Raw genomic sequence first — 25,648 nt, forward strand, 5'->3', positions numbered from 1 at the left:
TTTTATAAAGTGTCTTTAAAAATATGAAACGATGTGGGAGGGTCTAAGATTGAAAAAGCTTATTTTTGGTGAACATGATGTGAACACATTGCGACAACTTGATCAATGCCTAAAAGTCGGGAATGTTGTTGGAGGTGTCTTATGTGCAGATGGGCATTATGGATACAGTCAGCCGGTTGGCGGAGTAGTTGTTTATGAAGGTCAGATTGCTCCTTCAGGTGTCGGGTATGATATAGCATGTGGGAATAAGGCAGTGAAAACTAATCTGAAGTATGAGGATGTCAAAGGCAAAATCAGTGTCATCATGGATGAAATTGAAGATGTCATACCATTTGGTGTAGGTACAAAGAATAAGCAGCGAATCGATCATGGTGTATTTGATGATGCAGATTGGAACGTGTATAAAGAAATTGGCAAACATGAACATGATCAACTAAAGGCGTTAGCACGCGAGCAACTTGGGACTACAGGTTCTGGCAATCATTATGTCGATATATTAATAGATGAGAAAACGGAAGAAATATGGATTGGTAATCATTTTGGAAGTAGAGGATTGGGGCATCGAACTGCAACTGGATTTTTAAATCTAGCAAAGGGATTTCGTTTTTCAGATTCAGCACCCCGTGAATCAATGGAACAACCGCCGACTTTACTAGATTTGGATACGGAGCTAGGTGAGTTATATTTTCGAGCTATGCAGTTAGCTGGAAAGTATGCATATGCTGGACGGGATATTGTGATGGATAAAGTAGTCGATATATTAGGTGCGGATATTTTACAAGAAGTACATAATCATCATAACTATGCATGGAAAGAAGAACACTTTGGTAAAGAGTATGTTGTTGTTCGTAAGGGAGCGACTCCAGCTGCACCTGGTCAACTAGGATTTGTTGGGGGAAGTATGGGCGATATATCTGTTATTTTAAAAGGAGTTGAATCAGAAAAAAGTCGCCAAGCTTTTTATAGTACGGTTCACGGATCCGGACGAATTATGAGTCGTACAAAAGCTGCTGGGAAATTCAATTGGCGCACACGAAAGCGTACAGGTGGTGTGATTACCGAAAAGGAAATGTATCGTGCTGTGAAAAAATATGGTGTAGAACTACGTGGTGGAGGTACAGATGAAAGTCCTTTTGTTTATCGAAAATTACAAGAAGTATTGGCTGCTCACAACGGGACTGTGGAAGTATTACATGTGTTAAAGCCAATCGGGGTTGTAATGGATTAAAGACTTACTACGGAAGCATATTTTAAAGTTCTGATGTCGTGAAATAAAATTCACTTAAACGGATTGTATATACCCCACAACAAATAATCTTTTTTTCATCAAATGATATAATAATTAAGTTAATACATTTATTATACAACACTACTATTATACTAACTGATAATCTGTTAAGATGATAATTTAAGAGGAACTAATGGGGGATAGAAGATGGTTGCGAATCACGCAGAACGATTTTTAACCGCATACAATCGGATTGAGAAATATTTGAAAGTGCAAGTTCATGATAAACGAGAATTGGGCTTTAGTCGAATGGTACGTATGTTAAGTAAGTCAAATGCGGTCTTAAAACAGTATCAAGATGATTTGCTTGAGTTTGCCCAGTTGAGAAATGCGATTGTTCATAATCGAGTAGATACAACATATGTAATAGCGGAGCCTCATTTGTCAATAGTGGAGCAAATCGAAAGGATTGAAAGAGCATTAACGAAACCAAAGCAAGTCATTCCTTTTTTCGCAAAAAAGGTTGTTCAATTTCAACAGAATGATTCGCTTGCTATTGCATTGGAGCAAATTAAAGGAAACGGTATTTCTACGTTCCCGATTTACCATGGTATACGTTTTATCGGTATTTTATCGGAAAAGGGAATTGCTCATTGGATGGCAAAAAATATGAACAATTCAATAGCCTCCATTCGCGATGCATCGTTAGGAAATGTATTGGCGTGTCAAGGGAATCATAATTATGCGTTTATTCAACGGAGCACTTCGATATATGATGCTCAGGAAATTTTTAAAGACCAAATAGGGCAGGGGTATCGACTAGATGCTTTACTCATCACGGATAGTGGAGATTCAACTGAAAAATTACTTGGTATGATTACCCCACGTGATATTATCGATATTCCATTATTATGGAAATAATAAAACCGCACATACAAAAAAGGATAAACTATCATATTATGAAAAGATAACTTACTAATTAAATCTGCAAAAATGATATAAGCACGATATAAATAAGTATATTCATGACGGGTATTGTAAAATATTCCCTAATAAACTTTTACTATATATGCAGGAAGTGGGTCCAATTTATTAAAAGTAAACCATGATTCTATGGACTGTTCATGACAATAAAATGATTTTTATCTAGAAAGGATATCATGTCTACATGAAGGCTATTATTTTTGATTTAGATGACACACTTCTTTGGGATAAAAAGAGTGTAGCAGTAGCTTTTAAAAGGACTTGTGAAATTGCCGGAGGATATTACAGGTCACTTGATCCAAAGCGATTAGAAAAACATGTACGAAAACACGCACAGGATTTATACAAAACTTATGAAGTATATCCGTTTGTGAAAGATATCGGGATTGGTACGTTTGAAGCATTTTGGGGAGAATTCGCTGAATATGAAACCTTGCATGAAATTGTACCAGAGTTTCGAAAGGAAGCATGGACACGTGGATTAGAAGAAGTTGGCATAAAAGACGCTAAATTAGGGGCAATGCTAGCCGAAGTTTTCCCAGTAGAACGAAAACATCATCCATTCGTCTATGAAGAGACTTTTGAAGTGTTAGAACAGCTACAAAATAAGTATGCACTTGCTTTACTGACGAATGGATCAGCAAATTTGCAACGGGAAAAATTAAAGTTAACACCGCGTTTATCATCATATTTTGACCATATCGTTATTTCAGGGGATTTTGGTACTGGAAAGCCAAACCCAGCTATCTTTGAATATGTCCTAGATTTATTATCAGTTCGGGCAGATGACGCCATGATGATTGGAGATAATTTACATACAGATATTTTAGGGGCAAGTAGAGTAAAGATACCATCTGTATGGATAAACCACCATGATCAATTACAACATAACATTGAACCAACGTATGAAATAAATCGTTTACGTGATTTGTTACAAGTCATTGAAAAGATAAATGAAAATAAGTTCATACAAACTAAATTGTAAAATACCGCTTTTTTGCTGCGGTATTTTTTTAGTGGATATATGAAACATTGGGGATAGAAAATAAACTGCCGAGTTAGTGTTGTGGTTTTTTAAGTATAAGTATGCAATTATTGCTCACAATATGGTTGCACATTATATTGCATAAGATTGAGCAAATTACTTCGTGAAACGAAGAAATTATGCTATATTTATATATTGTTATTAAAATTTTACCGTCATATGTATGATGACGGTAACGGAAAGAAGGAATAGTATGGTTGCAAATCAAGAGGGTGTACAATCCCAACAGAAAATAAGTGTTATTCCATTAACATCTGTTTTATTAGCTGGGGCATTTGTGGCCATTTTAAATCAGACACTACTTGCTACAGCACTGCCACATATTATGCGCGATTTACATATTGACGCCAATACGGTTCAGTGGTTACAATCGATATTCATGCTTGTTAATGGAATTATGATCCCTATTACAGCATTTTTAATTGAACGGTTTACAACGAGAGGGCTATTCCTTTCAGCAATGGGCTTGTTCGGATTAGGGACCGTAATTTGTGCTATTTCTCCATCTTTTACATTTTTACTAGTAGGGAGAGTACTACAAGCATCAGGTGCTGGAATTATCATGCCACTTATGCAAACAATCATGTTTTTAATTTTTCCAAAAGAAAAACGTGGTTCAGCAATGGGCATGTTTGGTTTAGTCATTGCATTTGCGCCTGCAATTGGCCCTACTTTATCAGGATGGCTTATCGAAAACTATCCATGGCGTAGTTTGTTTTATGTTGTTATTCCAATCGTTGTAATTGATATGATATTAGCTTATTTCCTTTTGAAAAATGTAACAGAACGTTCTTTTCCAAAGGTGGATATGTTATCAATCGTCTTGTCCACATTAGGATTTGGGGGAATATTATACGGCTTCAGTACAGCTGGAAGTCATGGTTGGTTAACAGCCCATGTGTTGATTTCATTACCTATTGGAATTATCGCGTTATCTTGGTTTATTTATCGCCAACTTCATTTGGAACAGCCGATTTTGGAGTTTCGGGTATTTAAGAATAAAATATTCACATTAACGACTATCTTAGGTATGATTGCATTTATGGCAATGATTGGTGCTGCTGTGATACTACCAATTTTAATGCAGGAAATGTTAGGCTTCTCAGCTTTACGATCTGGTCTTGCTTTATTGCCTGGGGCAGTTTTGATGGGATTGATGAACCCAATAACTGGGCGTTTATTTGATAAATTTGGTGCAAGACGTTTAGCGATACCAGGTTTAACAATTGTCGTCATTACAACATTTTTATTTTCAATTTTAAATGACCAAACGACATTTACGTATTTGGCTATAGTTAACGCAGTTCGTATGTTAGGAATTGCAATGGTTATGATGCCTGTTACGACAGCTGGTTTGAATCAATTATCAAATAAGCTTATTCCACATGGTACAGCTATGAACAATACGATGCGACAAGTTGCTGGAGCAGTTGGTACAGCACTTCTAGTTACATTAATGACAAATCATGCTGTTCCTAATCAAGGAGCAAATGGAGCGATTCAAGGTGTTAACTTTGCCTTCCTAGTAGCAGCTATACTCGCAGTAGTTGCTTTAGGCTTGTCGTTCTTTATTAAAGAAAACCATGCACATTTACAAAAGAAAGCAGCTGTAGATAAATAATAAAAAGCAGGTAGAGACGTATAACATGATGTTCCTTTTATCAAGAACATATTATACATGCTACCTGCTTTTTTAAATGAGTTGGATAGTTTTTACGTTATAAATTTCCGTTAAACTTTTTAAAGTATGTAGACATTCCACGTTCAATGGTTTGTCCACCGTTAAAAGCATCATTGCTTCTCCGCCTAGATTAGAACGATCTACTTGCATGGTTGCGATATTTATTTGATAATTACCGAGTAAATTCCCAACCTTTCCAATGACACCAGGTAAATCATGATGGTAAATAAGAACAATATTTCCTTTTGGGAAAATATCGACTTGATAATCATTTAGTTCAACAATTCGCGGACCTAAACCATCTAGTAATGTTCCTGAAATCCGGAAACTTTCTTGTTTTGTAATCATTTCAATTGTAATGAGATTTGTAAATCCTTTTAAGCTAGAAGTTTTGTTTTCGTTTATTTTAATTCCGCGTTGATCTGCGAGATAGAGTGCATTAACATGATTAACTTGTTCACCAAGATGCCGTTGTAAAATTCCTTTTATCGTATTACGTGTAAGCGGACCAACCTCAAAATTAGTAAATGGACCAGAATAAAATAGGTTTATTTCTTCAACTACGTCGTCGGCCAGATGAATGAGAAATTGCCCAAGTCTTTCACTTAAAGTAAAATAAGGCGCCACTTGATTCATGGCCTCTTTTGGAACAGAAGAAACATTAACTGGATTTTGAACAACTTTTCCAGTGAAAAACCGAATGATATCATGACTAACTTCAACTGCAACATTTTCTTGTGCTTCGACTGTACTTGCACCTAAATGTGGGGTTGCAATAACTTCAGGTAAATCAAGTAAATTACTATGAAATGGTGGTTCTACTTGGAATACATCGAGTGCAGCGCCGGCAACTTTATTCGTTTGAATTGCATGATATAATGCATGTTCATCAATAATTCCTCCACGGGCACAATTGATGATGTGAACACCAGTCTTCATTTTTTGAAACGCTCGGGCATCCAGTAGATGTTTTGTATTTTCAAGTAGTGGCGTATGAATTGTAATAAAGTCAGATTGCTCGATTACCTCATCTAAACTAGCTGGTAAAATGCCGAGTTCTTCCCCTTTTTCCTCCGTTAAAAATGGATCATATGCCATCACACGCATTCTCTGACCAATTGCACGAAAGGCAACTTCAGCACCGATTCTGCCTAAACCAATGATGCCAAGAGTTTTTCCTTTTAATTCCACGCCGATAAATGCTTTTCGATTCCATTCCCGTTGCTTAAGAGAAATGGAAGCTTGTGGGATTTTCCTTGCTAGTGAAAATAACATCGCAATTGTATGTTCAGCTGCTGAATTTGTATTGGCATGAGGCGCATTCACGACTAAAATTCCATGTGCCGTTGCAGCTGTTAGATCAATATTATCAACGCCTACACCCGCTCTAGCAATTATTTTTAAGTTGTTCGCTTTTTCAATAAGCTGACGTGTTATATTTGTCTGACTACGAACGAGTAATGCATGAATGTTTGGGATGATAGTAAATAACTCTTCTTCTGTTAAGTCGTTACGAATAACAACATCGATATTCGGATGAAGTTGTAGTGGTTGAATGCCGTCTTCACTTATGGGGTCTGTAATTAGTACGGTATAAATCATATGAATACCTCCATATAGCATCACTTATTGTGCTAATTTTGTTTGTGTAACATATACTTCTTGGGCGGCACGTACACCTTGACCGTATGGAATTGATTTTCCAATTCTTTTCATACCGAGTTCAATTATAGCTACATATTGTAAAACATCTGCAGGATAACAATATCCCATATGTCCGATTCTAAAGATTTTATCTTTTAATTGTTGCTGACCACCGGCCAAAATAAGACCAAATTCTTTTTTCACTACTTGTCTTAAAGTATTCGCAGAAAAATCTGTAGGTCTAACGGCCGTAACAGTAGGGGATGCATGTACATCATCTGTTAGTAATGGAATATCTAAAGCTTGGAAAGCTGCTCGTGTCATCGTCTTCATGAGTTGATGGCGATGATATACTTGCTGTAGGCCTTCTTTTTCAAGAAGAGTTAATACTTGCTCCAGCCCAAATATTAATGAAATAACAGGTGTAAAAGGTGTCGTGTTGTTTGCTAGTTGTTTGTGATACATGCGAAAATCAAAGTAAAATTTTGGACTTGTATTGTTTTGAATGATCTCCCATGCCCGTTCACTTGCAGCAACCATAGTTAAACCAGGTGGTAGCATGAACGCTTTTTGTGACCCTGTTACGAGTAAATCTATTCCCCAATCATCCATATTCATTTCTGTTGCTCCAATAGACGAGACACCGTCTACTATAATTAGCGCATCAGAATAACTACGTACGATTTGTGAAAGTGCTTGAATTGGATTTAATACCCCTGTTGAAGTCTCACAATGTGTAAAAAATACTGCCTTAATCTGATTGTTTCTTTGTAAGAAATCTTTTATTTCATCAGGGTCTACGGACTTACCCCATATCGTTTTAATACGATGTGTTGTGATTCGATAAGCTTCGCAAATTTCCGCAAATCGTTCACCAAATGCTCCTGATACAGCAACAAGTACTTCATCTCCAGGTTGTACACAATTGGTAACAGCAGCTTCTAGCCCCGCCGTTCCACTACCGGCAATTAAAAGTACATCTTGTTTCGTACCAAAAACAGGTTTTAATCTTGGGCTTATTTTTTCCAAAAGCTTGCTGGTCGCTTGATCTCTATGACCAATCATCGACTGATTCATCGCTCGTTGTATGCTTGGATGAATGGGAGTAGGACCAGGAATTCTTAAAATCTGTTGTTCCGTTAACATGCGCATGTTCCTTTCTATGCGTAATCTATAATTAGTAAATAATAGCGTTAATTTTCAGATTAACAATATTATACGGATTGTGAATCGAAAAGTATAGTAGGTCATGACATAAGATGTATTTATTTTTGTAACATTGTACAATATGTACATAAGATTTTACTGCATTCGCATTTTAGTAAATAGAAAGTAGGATGTAAAATGAAAAAAGTAATATTAGATGTTGATACTGGTATTGATGACGCGATGTCGATCCTTTTAGCTGTGGAGAGCGGTCGAATGGATGTGCTTGGTATTACAGCGGTGAATGGTAATGTTCCGGTAAACTTTGTCATGAAAAATACAAAGAAAATTTTAAAGTTAATTGGAAATGAAGACATTCAAGTTTATCGTGGTGCAAGTGAGCCATTATTAAGAGAGTCCCATCATGAATATTCCGTTCATGGAAAAGATGGAATAGGCGATGCATTAAATCATGTCGAAGTAAGTCAGGATGAACCTAGTACGTTTGCACCAGAATTTATTGTTGAGCAAGTAAAAAAACATCCAAATGAGATAACTTTAATTATGGTAGGTCCACTAACTAATTTAGCGCTGGCGATAAAACGTGATCCAGAATTTATTCCGTTGGTAAAACAGGTTGTCATCATGGGTGGACTAGTTTCAGAAGCAGGAAAAGGGAACAAGTTACCAACATCTGAATTTAATATTTTTGCAGATGCAGAAGCTGCTAAAATTGTCTTTCATTCCGGTTTGCCAATTAAACTTGTAAGCTTAGATGTGACAATGAAAACATTTTTAGATAGGAAACGAATTGAAGATTTAAAGGGATCAAGGTACTATGACTTTATTTTAAATAGTACTGAAGTTTATCGTCAATACTCCCGAGTAAATTTAGGACAAGATGGTTGCGCACTGCATGATCCGTTAACAGTCGGTGTTGTTCTAGATCCATCATTAGTGAAAACGGAAAAATACTTTGTAGACGTTGAAACAAAAAGTGAACTAACTTATGGTCAAACTATTTGTGATTTCAGGGGATTATGGAATAAGGAACCAAATGTAGAAATATGTGTGGATGTTGATGCAACAAGATTTGAACAGTTGTTTATTGACACGTTAAAAAAGAGAAAAGCCTCCGTATAAAAAGGATGCTCCCAATATGCCAAATGTGGGAGCATCTTTATTTTTCATGTTGTCTAGTGTAATGTCCATACATGATAATAACAAATGATTGATTCTAGTTAAAAATGCGTACTAAATTATCGGAATAATGCATATATTTATTAAAAAGAGTGGGAGATGGCGAAATATTATCAAGGCATATTTTGAAAGCGTTTTCCAAATGGGGGGTGAGCTAGTTGAAAACAATTATTTTAGTGGAGTTTTTCTTATATTTTATTGTGATTATAAGTGTTGGTTATATGATGAGTCGGACAAAAATGAGCCATTCCGTATTTATTCTTGGTGGTAAAAAGATACCTGGATGGACGCTTGCATTTTCAGAACGGGCAACGGGAGAGTCGGCTTGGCTTTTATTAGGTTTTACAGGTTTCGTATTTGCTTCAGGACTCTCAGGGATTTGGGTTGCGGTAGGAATCGCATCTGGTATTATTTTTGCATGGCTATTTTTAGCAAAAAAGTTTCGGGCGGAAGCTGATAAGCATGAAGTGCTAACATTGCCAGATTATTTAGCTGTCCGGTTCGGTGAAAAGGCCAATATCATTCGTTGGTTAGCAACTGTTTTAATTGCAAGTTTCTTTGTCTTTTACGTAGGAGCGCAGCTTGCAGGTGCTGGAAAGCTATTTGTAACGACATTTGGTATGAATGAAGTAGTTGGAATTATAATTGCTACTGTTGTTATTTTAGCAACTGCCTATTTTGGAGGTTTTTTATCTGTTGTATGGACGGATATGATTCAAAGTGTGATGATGTTAGTTACATTATGTGTGTTGCCGATAGTTGCACTCGTTTATATTTATACGAATGACTTATCGATTAGTCAATCGTTGATAGAAGCGGGACCAACCTTTGATTCTTGGTTAGGTGGAACAACTGGATTCGCGATTGGAGTATTATTTTTTAATAACTTCTCTTGGTTCTTTGGGTATTTAGGTGGTCAACCACAATTAAGTGCCCGATTTATGGCTATGAAAAATGATAAGGATACAAAACAAGGTATTATCGTAGGTATAGTTTGGACTATTTTAGCTTACACAGGTGCATTTTTAATCGGTATAACGGCAATTGCCATTTATAGCCAAGGCTCATTCGCAGATGTAGAAACCGTCTTACCACATATGATTCTTGATTTGATGCCACCATGGATTGCAGGAGTTTTATTAGCTGGTATTATGGCAGCTATCATTACAACAGCTAACTCGCAACTGATGGTTGTGACGAGTTCGGTAAGTGAGGATATTATTCATAAAACGTTAGGTTTAAAATTAACAGATCGTCAGCTCGTACGCATTTCTCGTTTAACAGTTTTAATTGCTGGTTTAACAGGGATGATTATTGCACTGACGTCAGATTCATTATTATATTTAGTTGTTGGATGGGCGTGGGCAGGCGTTGGAGGAACTTTATCTCCAGCGATTTTAATGACATTTTTTTGGCGCCGATACTCTAGTGCCGGTTTAATCGCGACTATTATCTCTGGATTTGTTTTTACTGTAATATGGATTAGTAGTCCACTAGATGAAATCATGACATCACGATTTACAACGTTTTTTATCGCTGCATTTTTTGGGATTCTTTTCAGTTACTTATATCCTGACCGTAGTAAGGAAGATAGTGAAGTGTAGAGGGATAAACACGAAAATGCAACGTATTACTAAATATAACGGTTAAAAATAGCAGAACAAACTGTGGAAAGTTTGTATCTGCTATTTTTACTGGGAGAGGTATGAATAGGTTAGGAACCCTAAAATCACAAACACTCTTTTCAAAGGCAATTCAAGGTAATGTGCTTCCATGGCATAGACCTCAAAATTGGTGGTTGTGCTTTTTGACGTCTGTACGCGTCTTTTTTATTTCTATCATCATTTTGCTTTCATAAAATGAAACTATTTGATAGGTTAATCGTAATATAGGTATCTACTTTTTCTGAAAACGTATCATAAACAGTTGCGTTAGAAAATGGTTCATAAAATAAAAAATACGGGAGGGTATGAAATGGCGTAATAGATATAAGCCTGTTCATTTATGGCAAGGCTAATGGATGGGAGATTTCTGCACGATAAATGTTTTAACAAACGGTTTTGCAAGATAAATTAATTCAGTTGTCGATTTGAAATCAATCGGATAAATCAAGAAAATAGAGGTAATACGATATGTTATGTGAGCAAGCGTTTATAACAAGAAAAATCTTGAGGGAATATGTTGATTTTTACATAAATGGAATGGTGGAAGAAAGTATTAGTTTTAGAAGTTAGGAGAATGAAATTGGATAAAAAAAGATGGGTAGCGTTAGGGATTGCAGTAGGCTTATTTATTGTTTCAATCATTTCACAGTTAACTGCGACAGTGAAGACGGCGAATATTGATAATTTTATGAGTGCATTTGATACTGATTTTGTAGAAGAAGTAATTGAAGATGGAGATTTTGATAAAAAGATTGCAGTAATTCATTTAGATGGCATTATTCAAGATGATGGTTCTGCAAGTGTTTTAACTGCTAGTGGTTATAACCATGATCGGTTTCTCAAAATGTTAGATGAAGCAAAAGATGATCCGTTTGTAAAAGGTGTTATAATCCGTGTTAATACGCCAGGTGGTGGCGTGGTAGAAAGTGCGGAAATACATGATAAAGTGATAGAAATACAAGAGGAAAAGCCAGTATATATTTCAATGGGGAACACAGCGGCATCTGGTGGTTATTACATTTCGGCACCAGCAAAAAAGATTATCGCGCACCCAGCAACATTGACGGGTTCGATAGGTGTTATTATGGAAGGTATCAACTTTGCAGAGTTTGCTGAAAAGCATGGCTTTGATTTTAATACGATAAAAAGTGGTGCTTACAAAGATATTATGTCTAGCTCACGTGAAATGACTCCTGAAGAACGGAATATATTGCAAACGATGATTGATGAGATGTATGGTGATTTTGTAAAAGTGATTGCGGATGGACGTGGAATTTCAGAAAGTAAAGTGAGAGAAATTGGAGATGGGCGTGTTTATACAGGTTCACAGGCTAAAGAAGTTGAACTTGTAGATGAATTAGGTTCACTTGACGATACAATAGAATGGATGAAGGAAGACTATAAGTTAGATACTGCTACAGTTGTAGCGTATGAAGAAGGAATTGGTTTAGGATTAGGAAGCTTGTTTGGTATCACTACACAAAATTTATTTGGTGCAGAACGGGACATTTTTGGAATACGTGATGCGATTAGGGAATCGAATGCACCTCGGGCAATGTATTTATATTCAAGATAAGGAGGTGCCAATATGGGTGTTGATAATGATAGTCAGGAAAGACGAAATAGTAAGATAGACTCACACGATCATATTGTACATGAGCATCAACCGGCGCATGAAATTGGTAGCAATGACCACATTGACTCAAAAAGCTATGCGGGGTTTTGGATGAGATTTTGGGCATATACGATTGATTTAATTGTCGTCTTTAGTATAAATGGCATTTTATTAAGTCCATTAAAAGTTGTTACTAATGGTACGGAAATGAATCTTGGCGCATGGACACTTGCCGGTATACTCGGAGTCATTATCTTATATGGTTATTTTGTTGTGATGACAAAATATTTTGGGCAAACAATTGGAAAAATGATTCTAGGCCTTAAAGTGATACGAAAAGATTTCGAACCATTGCAATGGAGTGACTTAATATTTAGAGAAGTTGTTGGTAGATTTTTCTATCGTGTGTTAGCTTGGACAGGTATTTTGTATCTTGTAGTTGCATTTGATCAACGTAAACGTGGAATACATGATATGATTGGAGATACAATCGTCATTCATGAAAAATAATAGGTAATCAAAAACGAGCGAAATTTCGGATATAATACGAAGGAATCGCTCGTTTTTGATGTGGAAGAGAAAGTTTATGTCTTCATCATGCAACTTATACTTGCAACACAAAGTTTGTTTTAATCCGTTTGATCTGTTGTATCACGTTGTTCCTTCACGCGCATGTTTAATGCTTTATTTGCCCTTTGAACATCCCCTTCAAGTAAGCGCTTTAGATCATATGCAGGATATAGCCCCTGCTCAAACATGTAGTTGAAGACTTTTTCATGAAACTGAATACAGCGTTGCAATTGTGTTGTAAAGGTTTTCCTAAGGCGTGGTGTAGCAGTTTCTGTAATAGCTGCTGCATAAGTTTTAACAGCTGTTTTCGAATGGGATAAAAGAACTGCAGCATAAAAGCCCGCATCTATTTGACGAAAATCATCTTCTTGAAAGTCTTCATCGAGCAATTCTTCTTCTCTAGGTGCGAGAGAATAAAACTTTAAAAGTTCACGTAATTCTTTTTCTGTGTTATTTATTCCTTCACGATAAAGATTTCGAACTGCTCGGTCTTTTATCTCGCCCATAAAAAGCTTCATTTTCATAAGTGCTGTTGATTGCATCGCTACGATTTCATGTAGTTCTAATGTCTCATGCCAAGCTAAATGATTTGGTCGTTGTCTTTCTGTTGATTCCATTTACTGTATTCCCCCTAAGCAATAGTCATTTACACTATATGCCTTTATGAAGTTTTTGGTACTATTGTTTTTCTTCGCAAAAAATGTCACTGACATGGATCAGAGACATTTTTGCAAAGCATTATAAACTATTCATCTCGTTTGGATCGCGACCAGTGCGTTCATTTCGATCAAGTTTTGCGATTCGCTGCATATCTTCGCTGCTTAGCTCAAAATCAAATACTTGAATGTTTTCTTCCATTCGTCTCGGTGTGATAGATTTAGGTATGGCAATGGCGTTTTCTTGGATATGCCAGCGAAGAATAATTTGTGCAGGCGTTTTTCCATGCGCTTTTGCGATGCTTTGAATAATCGGGTCTACTAAAATTCTTCCTCGGGCTAATGGACTCCAAGACTCCACATATATTTGATGTTTTTCACAAAAATCTTTTAGTTTCTTTTGTTGTAAATAAGGATGACATTCTACTTGATTGACTACAGGTGTGATTTCACATTCGTGAAGAATTCTTTCTAAGTGTTCTATATGGAAATTACTTACACCAATCGCTTTTACCCGACCATCTTGATATAACTTTTCCAATGCCCGATATGTTTCTATATAGCGGTCATACATTGGTGTAGGCCAATGAACAAGGTATAAATCGATATATTCGAGTCCGAGTTTTTCAATACTTTCTTCAAAGGCTTGAGTTGTTTTTGCATAACCATGATGACTATTCCACACCTTTGTGGTAATAAATAATTCTTCCCGTGGGATGTTTTCATCTTTAATAGCTTTACCGATCCCTTGTTCATTTTCATAATACTGTGCGGTATCAATAGAGCGGTATCCGACATTCAAAGCATGGTGAACGGTTTTTACTACTTCTTCATTAGGGATTTTATAGACACCTAGTCCAAGCTGTGGCATTTTTATTCCGTTATGTAATGTAACATACTGCATAAGAACACACCTTTCTATTTTCTTCTTCGTCATTTCAGTTTAACATCTATCACGAATATTTGCTTTTGCCTGCTATTAAACTTATAAATATAGTTGTATTTTTACTCTACCTGAATATAAATAAAGTAGAATACGCAGTCGTGTCATACACCAATTAAATTGGGCAGGAGTGTAAACGTGTATGAAAAAAATGGAGGAAATGTTTGAAAGGCAACTAGTTCGATCTAGAAGAAATACGTTGGGAGACATCTTGTTACGAACAAGGGAAAGGGTACCGAAGAAGTTGGCATTTTCGTATAAAGAAGAGCAAGTGACTTTTTCAGAGTTAGATGAACGTGTAAATCAAACAGCCCGTGCATTCTTACAAGACGGTATAAAAAAAGGTGATATGATTACCGTTATGTCAAAAAACAGCTTGGATTTTGTAGTAGTAACATTCGCATTAGCAAGAATTGGGGCAGTTATGATACCAATTAATTATATGTTAACAACTGAAGATATCCAGTACATACTGGAACATGCGGAAGTGAAGGGGCTTATTGCCTCAAAGGAATTTATCACGGTATTAGATAAGATTCATAGCGATTTCATATCTTTTCGTTATGTAATGGATGTGGCGTCAGATGAAAATTGTGCCAAACGCTGGTTACCTTTAGCCAAAGTACGTCAAAATCAGTCTGTAAATTTTGTGGAGGCTTCTATTGATGACGAGGATTTAGCCCAAGTGTTATATACGAGTGGAACAGAGTCACGACCAAAAGGTGTGATGCTAACCCATAAAAGTATTATAAGTGAATACGTCAGTTGTATTGTCGATGGAAAAATGGATAAAAATGATGTGCTCGTTCATGCACTGCCTTTTTATCATAGTGCACAGTTGCATGTTTTCCTTGGACCGAGTGTATATGTTGGTGCTAGTGGGATTATTTTGGAGGGGGCAAGCCCCGAGATAATATTGGAAGCTATTGAAAAGAATCAAGCGAATCAACTATTTTGTCCTCCAACAGTGTGGATTGCTTTATTGCGTCACGCTGATTTCGACAAACGCGATCTATCGACACTTGAAAAATGTTATTATGGGGCAGCAATCATGCCAATTGAGATTTTAAAAGAGTTGTCCAGAAAATTGCCTCATGCACGGTTTTGGAATTTTTATGGGCAAACAGAAGTCGCGCCACTTGCAACAGCTTTGCAACCTGAAGATCAATTACGCAAATTAGGTTCAGCAGGCAAACCAACATTAAATGTACAAACTAAAATTGTAGATGAGAATGGACAAGAAGTACCCCGTGGGGAGATTGGAGAAATCGTACACCGAACACCTCATGTGATGGTCGGATATTTGCATGATCCTGATAAAACAGCAGAAGCCTTTCAACATGGCTGGTTTCATAGTGGAGATTTAGGTATGATGGATGAGGAAGGATATATTAAGGTAATCGATCGTAAAAAAGATATGATCAATACAGGTGGGGTGAATGTTTCAAGTCGTGAAGTGGAAGAAGTGATATATCAAATCAACGGTGTATCTGAGGTTGCAGTAATTGGTATTGCAGATGCATATTGGATTGAGGCGGTTACAGCTGTAATTGTATGTAAAGAAGCTGCAGTCATTACAAAGGAGGAAGTCTTAGCCTTTTGTAAGGAGCGGCTTTCTGCATTCAAAGTTCCAAAATATGTATACTTTATCGACACATTGCCAAAAAATCCAAGTGGAAAAGTATTGAAACGGTCTTTACGTAAACAATTTGGAGCGATGCAAGAAAACTAATAAATAGAAAATGATATTCATTTTACTCAGAATACAAAATGAGGAAAGGGCTGAGGAGAAACGAAAGTGTCAGCCTTTTGTACTCCCAACCCAGTAATGAATTCAAATTGATTTTTTTAATCATTTATAGTAGAACGAAGTCTTTGTAGCTTTCCTTTCGTTAATTGGTAAATACCTTGGCCTTCCAACTGGGTTAATTGTTCGTTTTTGAAATAGATACAAGTAGCCTCATCCATACCATAATGATGGTAGTTTGGAAAGGCTTGTGCGATATTTTTTAAATGATCCTCCTCTTGCCATTGTGAGAAATGGACAGCAATTAATATGTCTGAAAGTAATCCTAATCCATTTCTCACTTGAAATGTTTGGTTTGGATTGTCATTTGGTGACATGATGCAATGTGATAAAGAAATAAGCGCACCGGCTGAAAATCCAGCGATTGGAACGCCCTGTTTATAACGGGCTTTAATTAAATCTGCTATTGGAGTGTCTACAATGTATGCAGCATATTCGCTAGTATCACCACCACCAATGATGATTCCACCACTTTGATTTAGACACTCCGCTATTTTCTCAAGCGGAGTGTTAGGCAAGGGAAGTAAAGAAAATGGTGTAACACCATCATCGTATGCTAAACCTTGTTGATAAATCGGAATATATTGTTCCACTCCTACTCTATCCACATAGAGTATCGCGATAGGCCCATTATTTGTAAAATTTTTAAACAGTCTTGCCATCTTTGGGGTGAACGGTGGTCCGCCGCCAAATAAAAATATATGTCGATTCATTAAATTCATCTCCTTTTAAAGCAAAAAAGAGCTTCTGTACCGCTATTTTTCATTCTTTAATCATTAGTGTACATGTGTTACGTTATAACCTTTTTCTTGCAAAATTGAAATGATGTGAGGTTTTTCAATTAAGTGCAACGTTCCAACGATGACAAAATAGGTTTTATGATCACCCTTCTCTAAAAACTCCATCACTTTATCGGCCATGCCAAAATTACGTTTATTGTTTATTTCTTCCATAAATATTTTCTCTTCTTCAGACTTTGGATTTAAGTCTTCTGTTAAATGCTGGAGTAAATGATTGACATCTCCATTCATATATAGAGACATCAGTTCACGCATACTATCTTCATAACCGTTTATACTTTCTAGCGAGGAAGTTAAGTAGTCGATTTGAAATGCATCTGAGCGATCTGCAAATATCCGAAATTGTTGTTCTGCTGTTTCAAGTGCAACAATCTTTTTACCATCTTCCGCTGCTCGATTTAAAAAGTATTCGTCAACACCATGTTCAAAACGATACTTCTGAACAAGCATAGATTCAATAGTGGACGCAATAAACCATGGTTTATATTGTGCTATCAAATCAGGAGTTAGTTCAAGTTCTTCTAAAACGGTAAGCAGTTGGTCATATACATCTTTAGGTAGGTGATCTTTTATCGTCGTTCCATCTTCATATGTACCTAACAAAAACATAAGCTCCTGCATTTCATTAAAATCTAAATTTGTAATATCTACTTCTGGAACAACAACATCAGCTTCTGCATAGGCTTCTTCAATTTTCTCATGCAACGGGTACATATCTTGAACACCTGCATGCATCGTTCCTTGCAAATAGACAGTCGTTTTACCATTGGTTACTTTCCATAAAAAGCCTCCGGGACCTTCCGCTTCTTCCATTCTTATTACGCGGATGCCCTGATTAGAAAGTTTACTTAATGTAGCAAGTTGTTTCGTATCGTCCAACGGATTTCCAATTACATTAATTGTCTTTATGTTTTTAAGTTCTTTTAAAAGACTAAAGTCTGTTATTTTATTGCCTTTAATATTTAAAGTTTTTAGAGATTGTAAAGTTTCAATTCCGTCCAAAGATTGGATGCTAAGATTTTCAGCATCTAGTTCTGTGATCTTCTCAATATCGCTTTGTTTTATTACACCATCATGTTGGTCAATAGCTTTACGAACTGCTTTTTCTAAATGCTCATCAGTGAAGGTGATATCATTAGTGTCCGATTCTGCCTGACAGGATATTAACATAAGTCCAAAAAGAATAATGATGCCATAAAGTAATATAATCCGTTTCATTTTATCGCTCCCCCAAAAAAGTGGTAATTATCATAACTATAGCACAAATGAAATACCTGTATATCAGAATATTATTAAAGATAATCTTTGTATATTCTCTTTGAACTTTCAAATACTGAATACTGGAGGTGTTTTTCATGAGTGAAAAGCGTAATAATTGGAGTCAAACACGCCCAAAGTCAAGTGTTAATCCTCAAGGTAAATCAGAAGATGATGCCATGCATGAACCAAAATCTCAATTAGAACAACGTGCAAAAAAGAAGAATACGAAAATTTAATAGGAAATGAGTGAAACATCATCGAAAAGACATTGCTGTATTTAAGAGAATCATTGGGGAACCATACGGACGATCAAATAGCAATGCAGTTATATCAAAAATTAAAAAGTAACCGTTACACAGATGAATTAGCATTTTGTGAAAATTTAACCGATCCAGAATTAACGTATCTAAACCAATTATTAGAACATGAAATGGACTATGCAACGCAAGCAAATGATGCGACAAGGCTTGTCCAGTTGAACGGTATTTATGAGATCCTGCTTTAAGCAATGATTCCAAAGATTAGATAAAGGTAAGAAAATGTAAGAATGGACGAAAAAGGATATGTGGTCAGTCCAACATGATATGTCAAAATATGTAGAAACCTGCCAGAACAAGCTTTGCAGTTGCAAAATACGTACTTTCATCATAGGAGAAATGAATCATTTTAAAAAATGGGTACATTTTACATTGATTTATGAATGGGTGCGTAGTAACATATAGTCATAAGCTACGTTGTACGTATTTAAATATGTTTTAACCTCTATATATAGAATAGGGAGTTTTACATTGAAGTTGTATTGCTAAGCCGTCAGTGTAGCGGAAAGCAAGAAAACTTCTGCGGACACCCACTTGGTGAAAGTGGTGGTTTAAAACTATTTCTATCAAATACGGCAGTTGTGGCTATTCCTATTTAAAATTAAACGACCAGCATCTTTATGATTGCTGGTCATTTCTTGTTTCTAAAGTCTATTTTTTCTTGGAAAATACATATTAGTCGTCAGTAATTTTATTTACTTGATAAATTTCTTTTGAATCTTTTTTATAAGCATAAAAATACTTTGTATGTGGTTCTTCTTTCAATCGAACCATCGCCGCATGTTCCCCCATTGCCTCATTACTTTGTACAATCGTAATTTCCTCAACATCTGTTGTACGGTCATAACCATTCTCTTCTAGGTATTCTAATGTATCCGTCAATAAGTTATTCTTCTCTTGATAGGCTTGAAGAGAATAGTAGCCAATTGTTGAAAAGATAACAATTGCAAATATAGCTAAACTTATCATTCCTTTTCGCATGCTCTACCCCCTAATAGCAGTATAACAGATGGGTGATTTCCATCAACAGTATCATAATTAGAACAATATGCATACACATTTTTAATTAAAAATGATATTTGATGATAACAAAACAACGAAAAATAATTGTACGGGTATGAAGAAAATAAGTAAGCCATGTTTCATATTTCCTAGAAGGAAAAGGTAATCATTGACTATGAATCTTCCTTCTCCTATAATTTTTTTAATGAATGAAACAGCAATTGATAGGATTAGGATGTGGATAAATGAAACAAGATGCAAATATTGATTACAGCAAATTAAAGCGATTTCCAATCGTTGCTGTTTTACTGCCTGGCGCATTTTTGGCAATTTTAAATCAGACATTACTTATTACGGCTATACCGCATATTATGCAAGAATTACAACTTACAGAAAATACAGCACAGTGGGTTATGACAATTTTTATGCTTGTAAATGGCATTATGATTCCGATTACCGCATTTTTAATTGAAACGTTTACAACGAGAAGGTTATTTTTATCTGCGATGACATTATTTGCTGTTGGAACGCTCATTTGTGCCCTTTCATTGGATTTTCCCATGTTGATGTTTGGTAGAGTCGTACAAGCTGCTGGAGCAGGAATTATGATGCCACTCATGATGACAGTCTTTCTGCTCATTTTTCCAATAGAAAAACGTGGTGCAGCGATGGGGACTGTAGGATTAGTAATTGGTTTTGCACCTGCAATTGGCCCGACGTTGGCAGGCTGGATTGTGGAGCATTATCCGTGGCGCACATTATTCTGGGTAGTTCTTCCTTTGGCAATTATCGATATCATCATCGCATACTTTGTGATGAAAAATGTGACAAAGCGGACTTTTCCTAAGGTGGATATTTTATCTATCATTTTATCCACAATAGGCTTTGGGGGAATATTATATGGATTCAGTAGTGCGGGAAACAGTGGATGGACAAATGTATATGTACTACTATCGATATGCATAGGGACGATTGCACTTACCACTTTTATTTTACGACAGTTTAAATTAAAACAGCCCATTTTGGAGTTTCGTGTATTTAAAAATCGCATTTTTACGATTACGACGATTATCAGTATGATCACATTTATCGGTCTCATTGCATCTGAAACAATTTTACCAATTTATATGCAAAATATGGCCGGGTATGGTGCGTTAGATTCCGGGTTAGCATTACTTCCCGGAGCACTTTTAATGGGATTGATGTCACCGATAACGGGAAGGATTTTTGATAAAGTAGGTGCCCGTTGGCTCGTAATTATTGGGCTTATCATGTTAACTGTAACATCCTTGCTATATACGAATTTGTCGGCAACTACATCTTTTGCCTTTATTACAATTGTATTTGCGGTGCGAATGTTAGGTATTTCGATGATAAACATGCCAGCAACGACAGCGGGATTAAATGAACTACCTAATCGGTTAATTCCGCATGGGACAGCTATGGGGAACACCATGCGTCAAGTTGCTGCCTCTATAGGGACTGCGATGTTAATTACGGTAATGACAAGTACTGCGACAAAAGCCGGAACGCATGCAACCAATGAGGATATGATACATGGTGTGAACATGGCATTTTATTTTGCGACGGCAATTACAATTGTTGCACTTGTTTTGTCATTTTATATTAAACGAAGTGATAAAGAACGTGTTAAGATTGGAGAATAATCAAGAAAAACCATGCTCCCTACCCCTCAGTAGGTAGATGCACGGTTTTTTTGAGGTTTCTATGCCTTTATCTCTTTTTAAGAATATGAAAACAACTACTGATTGAATCTTTATATTATTTGATTAACCTTCCACCACGTTCTACCTAATCAAATGGTGAAAGTTTAACTTCTTATTTAATGCATACATGATTGGGATTCCGATACCCATAACAGCAATTTCTCCAATTGCTGTTGTAAACCAGCTTAAAAGAAAAGGTAATTGCAATGCAAGCTTCAATTCAAAGGCAACAATGTACATGTTAAATGTAAAGACAAGCGTGTTTACGATTAGTAACAACCATGTGTTTTTAATATATCGTGCAAGAAAAATGATGATTCCAAGTGATAGTGCTGAATGTGCTACCCCAAAGAAAAGATCGTATAAACCTAATGGGGAAAATAAATTTGTAATGAATACACCTAACACAATACCGAAAAAATACTTTTTATTAAATACTACGAGGTGATTAAAAACCTCAGGGAGCCGAAATTGAATGCTAGAAAATGCAATTGGCTGTATGGATAATGAAAGGGCAATGTATAATGCGGCAATCAATCCATTTGTTACTAGTGTTTTTACTTTCACTATTTATTCACTCCTTAGTTTTTTTACGTGGGATGGTTGCGAACCACGATATAGAACTCCATTCTTTTTTGAGTTCAAGTTTTAATTATAGCAGATTTCCCGATAGAAATTAGAAGAAAGTTAGTATCTTGTATGAAATTTGTTATGTATTACCTGTATAGGTAACATTAAGCTTCAGCAAGTTCTTTTAGATTCATATTTTATGAACATTATATATCCTTCATTAATATATATAAAACATATCAGTTTAGTATGTTATTTAAAGGGGGATATAAATTGGTGCAAATGATGTTAACCGGCCTTTTATGTGGTGCACTATTAGGCTTTGTAATGCAGAGAGGACGTTTCTGTTTAACCGGTGGTTTTCGAGACATGTATATCGCAAAAGATAATCGGATGTTTTACGCGTTATTAATTGCCATTGCGGTACAAAGTGTAGGGGTTTATCTTCTGATTCATTTTGATGTGATCACATATGCTACTGGAAGTTTTCCATGGTTAGCGACGATGATTGGTTCATTTTTGTTTGGAATAGGTATTGTTTTTGCTGGTGGATGTGCCACAGGGACTTGGTATCGGGCTGGAGAAGGTTTATTAGGTAGTTGGATCGCGTTAATTGGCTATATGTTTATGAGTGCCGTAATGCGGACAGGGATTTTAGCACCAATGAATGATTCATTAAAAGGTGTGACGACTACAACAAATTCAATTGCGGATTCTACAGGGATTTCTGTTTGGGTATGGATCAGTCTTCTTGTAGTAATCGTGTTGTTTTTTGTTCAAAAGGAGTTAAGAAAGCCGAAACTCTTCATTCCTACATTAAAACGTAAGCGAACTGGCATTGGATACGTTTTATTTGAAAAGCGTTGGCATCCTTTCTTTACGGCGATATTAGTTGGCATCATTGCTATTATAGCTTGGCCATTAAGTGTTGCAACAGGAAGAATGGCAGGTTTAGGAATCACGACACCTTCGGCAAATATTTTACAATTTTTGGTTATCAATGATTTGTCTTATTTAAATTGGGGTGTGTTTCTCGTCTTAGGTATTTTACTTGGATCGTTTCTCGCCGCCAAAGCGAGTCATGAGTTTCGATTCAGAATGCCCGATGCCAAAACTGGTATTACAAGTTTTGTCGGTGGAAATATAATGGGATTTGGAGCAAGTTTAGCTGGAGGTTGTTCCATTGGTAATGGACTAGTGGCAACTGCGATGATGACATGGCAAGGATGGATAGCCTTATTATTTATTATTTTAGGTACGTGGACTGCGTCATATTTTGTTTTTATGCGACCGAAAGGAAATACGCAAGCTGTTCCTGATGATACAACAGTAATCGTATAGGGGGAGGAAAAGAAATGAGTCAAACATTACAAGTCATGGGACAAATTTGTCCATTTCCATTAGTAAAGGCAAAGGAAACCATTGCTAATATGCAGAGTGGAGAATTACTGACGATTCACTTTGATTGTACACAAGCGACGGAAAGTATACCGCGTTGGGCAGCGGAAGAGGGGCATGAGGTAACGAATTTCGAACAAATGGATTTAGCTGCTTGGAGCATTACAATAAAAAAAGGATAGCTTATTTATGTGTAAACGCAAAATAAAATCATGAAGCACGTGAGGGTTGTTTGGTTTTACTTTCAATGTGAAGATTGAAAGTAATCAACTTTCCTTCACGTGCTTTTTTATGTTGTATTCTCTCATGGGTGGGGTAACTATTGCATTTTTTTTACTCATTTATCTTGTTTAATATGCTGTCCAACCACTATCAGCGGCAATTACTTGGCCATTTACAAAACTAGCGTCATCACTTGCTAAAAATAAAGCAATTGTTGCAATTTCCTCTGGCTTGCCATTTCGCGGATTAAACGCCGCACCTGACATAGCCTTTTCCATGCCAAATTTATTAGGTTCATTCATTGTTGTACCGATATTTGTTTCTACACCACCAGGAGCAATTGCATTGCAGCGAATGCCTTCATTAGCATATTGGAAACCAACGTTTTTAGTAAATCCGATAACTGCATGTTTGGATGCTGTGTAAGCAGCGCCAGCTCTTGATCCATACAAGCCACCAACTGATGCATTATTAATAATGACCCCACTATTTTTTTCTAAAAAGATTGCAAGGGCTTTTCTCGTTGCACGCATAACACTAGTTGTATTGACACCAATTACACGTTCCCATAGTTCGTCTGTTACATCACCAGCTGGAACAAAATTATCCATAATACCTGCATTATTCACTAAAATATCTAATGTACCATACTTCTCTACAGCGGCATTTATCATGTTTTGTACATCTTCTTCTTGCATGACATTTGCAACGACCGCGGTGGCTTCACCACCAGCTTGTTTAATTTTATCGGTCACTTGTTGTGCAGTTTGTTCATTTGTGTCCGCAACGATTACTTTTGCACCTTCCTTAGCATACAAGATTGCGATTGCTTCACCCATTCCCGATCCAGCACCAGTAACAACGGCAACTTTTCCAGCTAATTTCATGAGACATCCCTCCATTTAGTGTATTCACTTATTATGATATACTACAAATAATAAAACACAAGGTAAATGTGAAACATTTCACAAATAGTTTAGAATGAGAAATGATTTATCCCACGTCAGCCAGCTGTATTTTGGTGTTTTGAATGTCTGTCTAAGCATTGATATATAAGGTTTTCAGGAGTCTATCAATCTACAAAAATCCTTGCATATAAAAAAACCGTCTGATAGAGTAATAGTTACCACACCAAAACTCAAAAATAGACGGGAGCTTTTTATATATCATGTGCCATAATAATAGCATTTATTCAGATGAAAAATCAAGTGTACTCATAGACAAAACAAAAAGTGGAAAAGTAAGACCTTGGAGAGAATAGAAAATCGCTAATGTCGATTATTTTGAACTCTTACATATTCTTGAATTTAAAAAAGCTGAACGAGTAAAAGATTGTGCTGAAGTATTGGAGTATAAACAAAATCGTGAAACAGGCGAAAGAAAACTATATAAAGTGTGGTTTTGTAAATCTAGGCTTTGCCCAATGTGCAACTTGAGGAGAGCAATGAAGCATGGTATTCAGTCACAAAAGGTTGTTGCTGAAGTCATTAGACAAAAGCCAACAGTTCGTTGGTTGTTTCTTACACTAACAGTTAAAAACGTTTATGATGGTGAAGAATTTAATAAGAGTTTATCAGATATGGCTCAAGGTTTTCGCCGAATGATGCAGTATAAAAAAATCAATAAAAACCTAGTTGGTTTCATGCGTGCAACGGAAGTTACGGTTAATGATATTGATAATTCATATAATCAGCATATGCATGTCCTAGTCTGTGTTGAAAGTACATATTTTTATAATGCTGAAAACTACGTTAATCAAAAGCAATGGATTCAATTTTGGAAAAGAGCTATGAAGTTAAACTATGATCCAAATGTAAAAGTTCAAATGATTCGACCGAAAAACAAACGAAAATCAGATATACAATCGGCAATTGATGAAACAGCAAAATATCCCGTGAAGGATATTGATTTCACAACAAATGATGAAGAATAGAATTTGAAACGATTATCTGATTTAGAAGAAGGTTTACATCGAAAACGATTAATATCTTATGGTGGGTTGTTGAAAGAAATACATAAGAAATTAAATCTTGATGATTCCGAAGATGGCGATTTGATTCATACAGATGATGAAGAAAAAGCAGATGAAGATGGATTTTCAATTATTGCAATGTGGAATTGGGAACGGAAAAATTATTTTATTAAAGAGTAGTTCAGCAAACGGGCCAG

At 36.2% G+C, this 25,648-nt stretch carries 23 protein-coding genes, 1 other RNA gene, 1 pseudogene and 1 riboswitch; of the genes and pseudogenes, 16 read left to right on the forward strand and 9 right to left on the reverse strand.

The genetic code is table 11. The features are described 5' to 3' along the window. Window positions 1–31: 31 nt before the first annotated feature. The 4 genes from ACFFIS_RS07135 to ACFFIS_RS07150 all read left to right on the forward strand — a co-directional run bounded on the left by ACFFIS_RS07135 (window position 32) and on the right by ACFFIS_RS07150 (window position 4,878). Window positions 32–1,228 carry an RtcB family protein gene (locus ACFFIS_RS07135; RefSeq protein WP_320378514.1) on the forward strand — a complete coding sequence of 399 codons (1,197 nt, stop codon included), beginning with the start codon at window positions 32–34 and terminating at the stop codon, window positions 1,226–1,228. Between the two features lie 207 nt (window positions 1,229–1,435). Beyond that, window positions 1,436–2,149, forward strand: coding sequence for a CBS domain-containing protein (locus ACFFIS_RS07140; protein ID WP_390186774.1), 714 nt, complete (start codon window positions 1,436–1,438; stop codon window positions 2,147–2,149). A 247-nt stretch (window positions 2,150–2,396) separates the two neighbouring features. Continuing rightward, entirely contained in the window at window positions 2,397–3,197 is an 801-nt protein-coding gene (locus tag ACFFIS_RS07145) for an HAD family hydrolase (protein WP_320378516.1), read from the forward strand. Window positions 3,198–3,450: 253 nt separating this feature from the next. Continuing rightward, a complete protein-coding gene (locus tag ACFFIS_RS07150) occupies window positions 3,451–4,878 on the forward strand; it encodes a DHA2 family efflux MFS transporter permease subunit (RefSeq protein ID WP_390186776.1) in 1,428 nt (475 codons plus the stop codon). Between the two features lie 72 nt (window positions 4,879–4,950). On the opposite strand, the gene serA is transcribed toward ACFFIS_RS07150, so the two are convergent. After that, complete coding sequence (gene serA, locus ACFFIS_RS07155) at window positions 4,951–6,540, reverse strand: phosphoglycerate dehydrogenase (protein WP_320378517.1); 1,590 nt, start codon at window positions 6,538–6,540, stop codon at window positions 4,951–4,953. Between the two features lie 24 nt (window positions 6,541–6,564). Then, the gene (locus tag ACFFIS_RS07160; RefSeq protein WP_390186777.1) at window positions 6,565–7,728 is read right to left on the reverse strand and encodes a pyridoxal-phosphate-dependent aminotransferase family protein; all 1,164 of its coding nucleotides are present in this window, start codon (window positions 7,726–7,728) and stop codon (window positions 6,565–6,567) included. Between the two features lie 198 nt (window positions 7,729–7,926). Between ACFFIS_RS07160 and ACFFIS_RS07165 the strand changes: the two genes are divergently transcribed. The 4 genes from ACFFIS_RS07165 to ACFFIS_RS07180 all read left to right on the forward strand — a co-directional run bounded on the left by ACFFIS_RS07165 (window position 7,927) and on the right by ACFFIS_RS07180 (window position 12,717). Next, a complete protein-coding gene (locus ACFFIS_RS07165) occupies window positions 7,927–8,871 on the forward strand; it encodes a nucleoside hydrolase (protein WP_390186779.1) in 945 nt (314 codons plus the stop codon). 215 nt (window positions 8,872–9,086) lie between these two features. Next, window positions 9,087–10,532: a sodium/proline symporter gene (locus ACFFIS_RS07170; protein WP_320378521.1), complete on the forward strand. Its 1,446-nt coding sequence runs from the start codon at window positions 9,087–9,089 to the stop codon at window positions 10,530–10,532. A 634-nt stretch (window positions 10,533–11,166) separates the two neighbouring features. After that, window positions 11,167–12,168 carry a signal peptide peptidase SppA gene (sppA, locus tag ACFFIS_RS07175; RefSeq protein WP_390186780.1) on the forward strand — a complete coding sequence of 334 codons (1,002 nt, stop codon included), beginning with the start codon at window positions 11,167–11,169 and terminating at the stop codon, window positions 12,166–12,168. Between the two features lie 12 nt (window positions 12,169–12,180). Continuing rightward, a complete protein-coding gene (locus ACFFIS_RS07180; protein ID WP_390186781.1) occupies window positions 12,181–12,717 on the forward strand; it encodes an RDD family protein in 537 nt (178 codons plus the stop codon). A 119-nt stretch (window positions 12,718–12,836) separates the two neighbouring features. Here the strand turns inward: ACFFIS_RS07180 and ACFFIS_RS07185 are convergent, their stop codons facing one another. Together ACFFIS_RS07185 and ACFFIS_RS07190 are read right to left on the reverse strand one after the other, a co-directional pair. Continuing rightward, window positions 12,837–13,394, reverse strand: a complete 558-nt coding sequence (locus ACFFIS_RS07185; protein WP_320378525.1) for a spore coat protein — start codon at window positions 13,392–13,394, stop codon at window positions 12,837–12,839. A gap of 121 nt (window positions 13,395–13,515) precedes the next feature. Beyond that, the gene (locus ACFFIS_RS07190) at window positions 13,516–14,337 is read right to left on the reverse strand and encodes an aldo/keto reductase (protein WP_390186783.1); all 822 of its coding nucleotides are present in this window, start codon (window positions 14,335–14,337) and stop codon (window positions 13,516–13,518) included. 181 nt (window positions 14,338–14,518) lie between these two features. Here ACFFIS_RS07190 and ACFFIS_RS07195 point away from each other — a divergent pair, with 181 nt between their 5' ends. Then, window positions 14,519–16,108, forward strand: coding sequence for a fatty acyl-CoA synthetase (locus ACFFIS_RS07195; RefSeq protein WP_390186785.1), 1,590 nt, complete (start codon window positions 14,519–14,521; stop codon window positions 16,106–16,108). Between the two features lie 116 nt (window positions 16,109–16,224). Here ACFFIS_RS07195 and ACFFIS_RS07200 read toward each other — a convergent pair whose 3' ends face one another. Both ACFFIS_RS07200 and ACFFIS_RS07205 read right to left on the reverse strand, forming a co-directional pair. Then, window positions 16,225–16,896 (reverse strand): Type 1 glutamine amidotransferase-like domain-containing protein, encoded by a 672-nt coding sequence (locus tag ACFFIS_RS07200; protein WP_320378526.1) that lies wholly within the window; start codon window positions 16,894–16,896, stop codon window positions 16,225–16,227. 63 nt (window positions 16,897–16,959) lie between these two features. After that, a complete protein-coding gene (locus tag ACFFIS_RS07205) occupies window positions 16,960–18,201 on the reverse strand; it encodes a TraB/GumN family protein (protein WP_390186787.1) in 1,242 nt (413 codons plus the stop codon). A gap of 137 nt (window positions 18,202–18,338) precedes the next feature. Between ACFFIS_RS07205 and sspL the strand changes: the two genes are divergently transcribed. The 3 genes from sspL (at window position 18,339) to ssrS (ending at window position 19,152) form a co-directional block, all read left to right on the forward strand. After that, window positions 18,339–18,479 carry a small, acid-soluble spore protein L gene (sspL, locus tag ACFFIS_RS07210; protein WP_320378528.1) on the forward strand — a complete coding sequence of 47 codons (141 nt, stop codon included), beginning with the start codon at window positions 18,339–18,341 and terminating at the stop codon, window positions 18,477–18,479. A gap of 32 nt (window positions 18,480–18,511) precedes the next feature. Continuing rightward, window positions 18,512–18,748 (forward strand): sporulation protein, encoded by a 237-nt coding sequence (locus ACFFIS_RS07215; RefSeq protein WP_320378529.1) that lies wholly within the window; start codon window positions 18,512–18,514, stop codon window positions 18,746–18,748. A 218-nt stretch (window positions 18,749–18,966) separates the two neighbouring features. Beyond that, window positions 18,967–19,152, forward strand: a non-coding RNA gene (ssrS, locus tag ACFFIS_RS07220) — 6S RNA. Between the two features lie 83 nt (window positions 19,153–19,235). Here the strand turns inward: ssrS and ACFFIS_RS07225 are convergent. Next, window positions 19,236–19,541 (reverse strand): hypothetical protein, encoded by a 306-nt coding sequence (locus ACFFIS_RS07225; protein WP_320378530.1) that lies wholly within the window; start codon window positions 19,539–19,541, stop codon window positions 19,236–19,238. A gap of 266 nt (window positions 19,542–19,807) precedes the next feature. On the opposite strand from ACFFIS_RS07225, the gene ACFFIS_RS07230 reads away from it, so the two are divergent. Next, complete coding sequence (locus tag ACFFIS_RS07230; RefSeq protein ID WP_390186788.1) at window positions 19,808–21,229, forward strand: MDR family MFS transporter; 1,422 nt, start codon at window positions 19,808–19,810, stop codon at window positions 21,227–21,229. 141 nt (window positions 21,230–21,370) lie between these two features. Here ACFFIS_RS07230 and ACFFIS_RS07235 read toward each other — a convergent pair whose 3' ends face one another. After that, window positions 21,371–21,856, reverse strand: coding sequence for a QueT transporter family protein (locus tag ACFFIS_RS07235; protein ID WP_320378531.1), 486 nt, complete (start codon window positions 21,854–21,856; stop codon window positions 21,371–21,373). An 8-nt stretch (window positions 21,857–21,864) separates the two neighbouring features. After that, a riboswitch (PreQ1 riboswitch) is annotated at window positions 21,865–21,909 on the reverse strand. A 232-nt stretch (window positions 21,910–22,141) separates the two neighbouring features. On the opposite strand from ACFFIS_RS07235, the gene ACFFIS_RS07240 reads away from it, so the two are divergent. Both ACFFIS_RS07240 and ACFFIS_RS07245 read left to right on the forward strand, forming a co-directional pair. Further along, entirely contained in the window at window positions 22,142–23,200 is a 1,059-nt protein-coding gene (locus ACFFIS_RS07240) for a YeeE/YedE thiosulfate transporter family protein (protein WP_320379754.1), read from the forward strand. A gap of 14 nt (window positions 23,201–23,214) precedes the next feature. Then, window positions 23,215–23,439, forward strand: coding sequence for a sulfurtransferase TusA family protein (locus ACFFIS_RS07245; protein ID WP_390186790.1), 225 nt, complete (start codon window positions 23,215–23,217; stop codon window positions 23,437–23,439). 168 nt (window positions 23,440–23,607) lie between these two features. On the opposite strand, the gene ACFFIS_RS07250 is transcribed toward ACFFIS_RS07245, so the two are convergent. Next, window positions 23,608–24,366: an SDR family oxidoreductase gene (locus ACFFIS_RS07250; RefSeq protein WP_390186791.1), complete on the reverse strand. Its 759-nt coding sequence runs from the start codon at window positions 24,364–24,366 to the stop codon at window positions 23,608–23,610. A gap of 410 nt (window positions 24,367–24,776) precedes the next feature. Here ACFFIS_RS07250 and ACFFIS_RS07255 point away from each other — a divergent pair. Next, window positions 24,777–25,631, forward strand: a pseudogene (locus ACFFIS_RS07255) (protein rep). Window positions 25,632–25,648: the final 17 nt, after the last annotated feature.

Origin of the sequence: Paracerasibacillus soli (assembly GCF_042432965.1) — a bacterium.
GTDB lineage: Bacteria > Bacillota > Bacilli > Bacillales > Amphibacillaceae > Paracerasibacillus > Paracerasibacillus soli.

Bases quoted from the DNA above. Each gene is read 5' to 3' on its own strand.
- ACFFIS_RS07135 (WP_320378514.1), top strand. From the start codon at position 32: ATGTGGGAGGGTCTAAGATTGAAAAAGCTTATTTTTGGTGAACATGAT.
- ACFFIS_RS07140 (WP_390186774.1), top strand. From the start codon at position 1,436: ATGGTTGCGAATCACGCAGAACGATTTTTAACCGCATACAATCGGATT.
- ACFFIS_RS07145 (WP_320378516.1), top strand. From the start codon at position 2,397: ATGAAGGCTATTATTTTTGATTTAGATGACACACTTCTTTGGGATAAA.
- ACFFIS_RS07150 (WP_390186776.1), top strand. From the start codon at position 3,451: ATGGTTGCAAATCAAGAGGGTGTACAATCCCAACAGAAAATAAGTGTT.
- serA (WP_320378517.1), bottom strand. From the start codon at position 6,540: ATGATTTATACCGTACTAATTACAGACCCCATAAGTGAAGACGGCATT.
- ACFFIS_RS07160 (WP_390186777.1), bottom strand. From the start codon at position 7,728: ATGTTAACGGAACAACAGATTTTAAGAATTCCTGGTCCTACTCCCATT.
- ACFFIS_RS07165 (WP_390186779.1), top strand. From the start codon at position 7,927: ATGAAAAAAGTAATATTAGATGTTGATACTGGTATTGATGACGCGATG.
- sppA (WP_390186780.1), top strand. From the start codon at position 11,167: ATGAAATTGGATAAAAAAAGATGGGTAGCGTTAGGGATTGCAGTAGGC.
- ACFFIS_RS07180 (WP_390186781.1), top strand. From the start codon at position 12,181: ATGGGTGTTGATAATGATAGTCAGGAAAGACGAAATAGTAAGATAGAC.
- ACFFIS_RS07185 (WP_320378525.1), bottom strand. From the start codon at position 13,394: ATGGAATCAACAGAAAGACAACGACCAAATCATTTAGCTTGGCATGAG.
- ACFFIS_RS07190 (WP_390186783.1), bottom strand. From the start codon at position 14,337: ATGCAGTATGTTACATTACATAACGGAATAAAAATGCCACAGCTTGGA.
- ACFFIS_RS07195 (WP_390186785.1), top strand. From the start codon at position 14,519: ATGAAAAAAATGGAGGAAATGTTTGAAAGGCAACTAGTTCGATCTAGA.
- ACFFIS_RS07200 (WP_320378526.1), bottom strand. From the start codon at position 16,896: ATGAATCGACATATATTTTTATTTGGCGGCGGACCACCGTTCACCCCA.
- ACFFIS_RS07205 (WP_390186787.1), bottom strand. From the start codon at position 18,201: ATGAAACGGATTATATTACTTTATGGCATCATTATTCTTTTTGGACTT.
- sspL (WP_320378528.1), top strand. From the start codon at position 18,339: ATGAGTGAAAAGCGTAATAATTGGAGTCAAACACGCCCAAAGTCAAGT.
- ACFFIS_RS07225 (WP_320378530.1), bottom strand. From the start codon at position 19,541: ATGCGAAAAGGAATGATAAGTTTAGCTATATTTGCAATTGTTATCTTT.
- ACFFIS_RS07230 (WP_390186788.1), top strand. From the start codon at position 19,808: ATGAAACAAGATGCAAATATTGATTACAGCAAATTAAAGCGATTTCCA.
- ACFFIS_RS07240 (WP_320379754.1), top strand. From the start codon at position 22,142: ATGATGTTAACCGGCCTTTTATGTGGTGCACTATTAGGCTTTGTAATG.
- ACFFIS_RS07245 (WP_390186790.1), top strand. From the start codon at position 23,215: ATGAGTCAAACATTACAAGTCATGGGACAAATTTGTCCATTTCCATTA.
- ACFFIS_RS07250 (WP_390186791.1), bottom strand. From the start codon at position 24,366: ATGAAATTAGCTGGAAAAGTTGCCGTTGTTACTGGTGCTGGATCGGGA.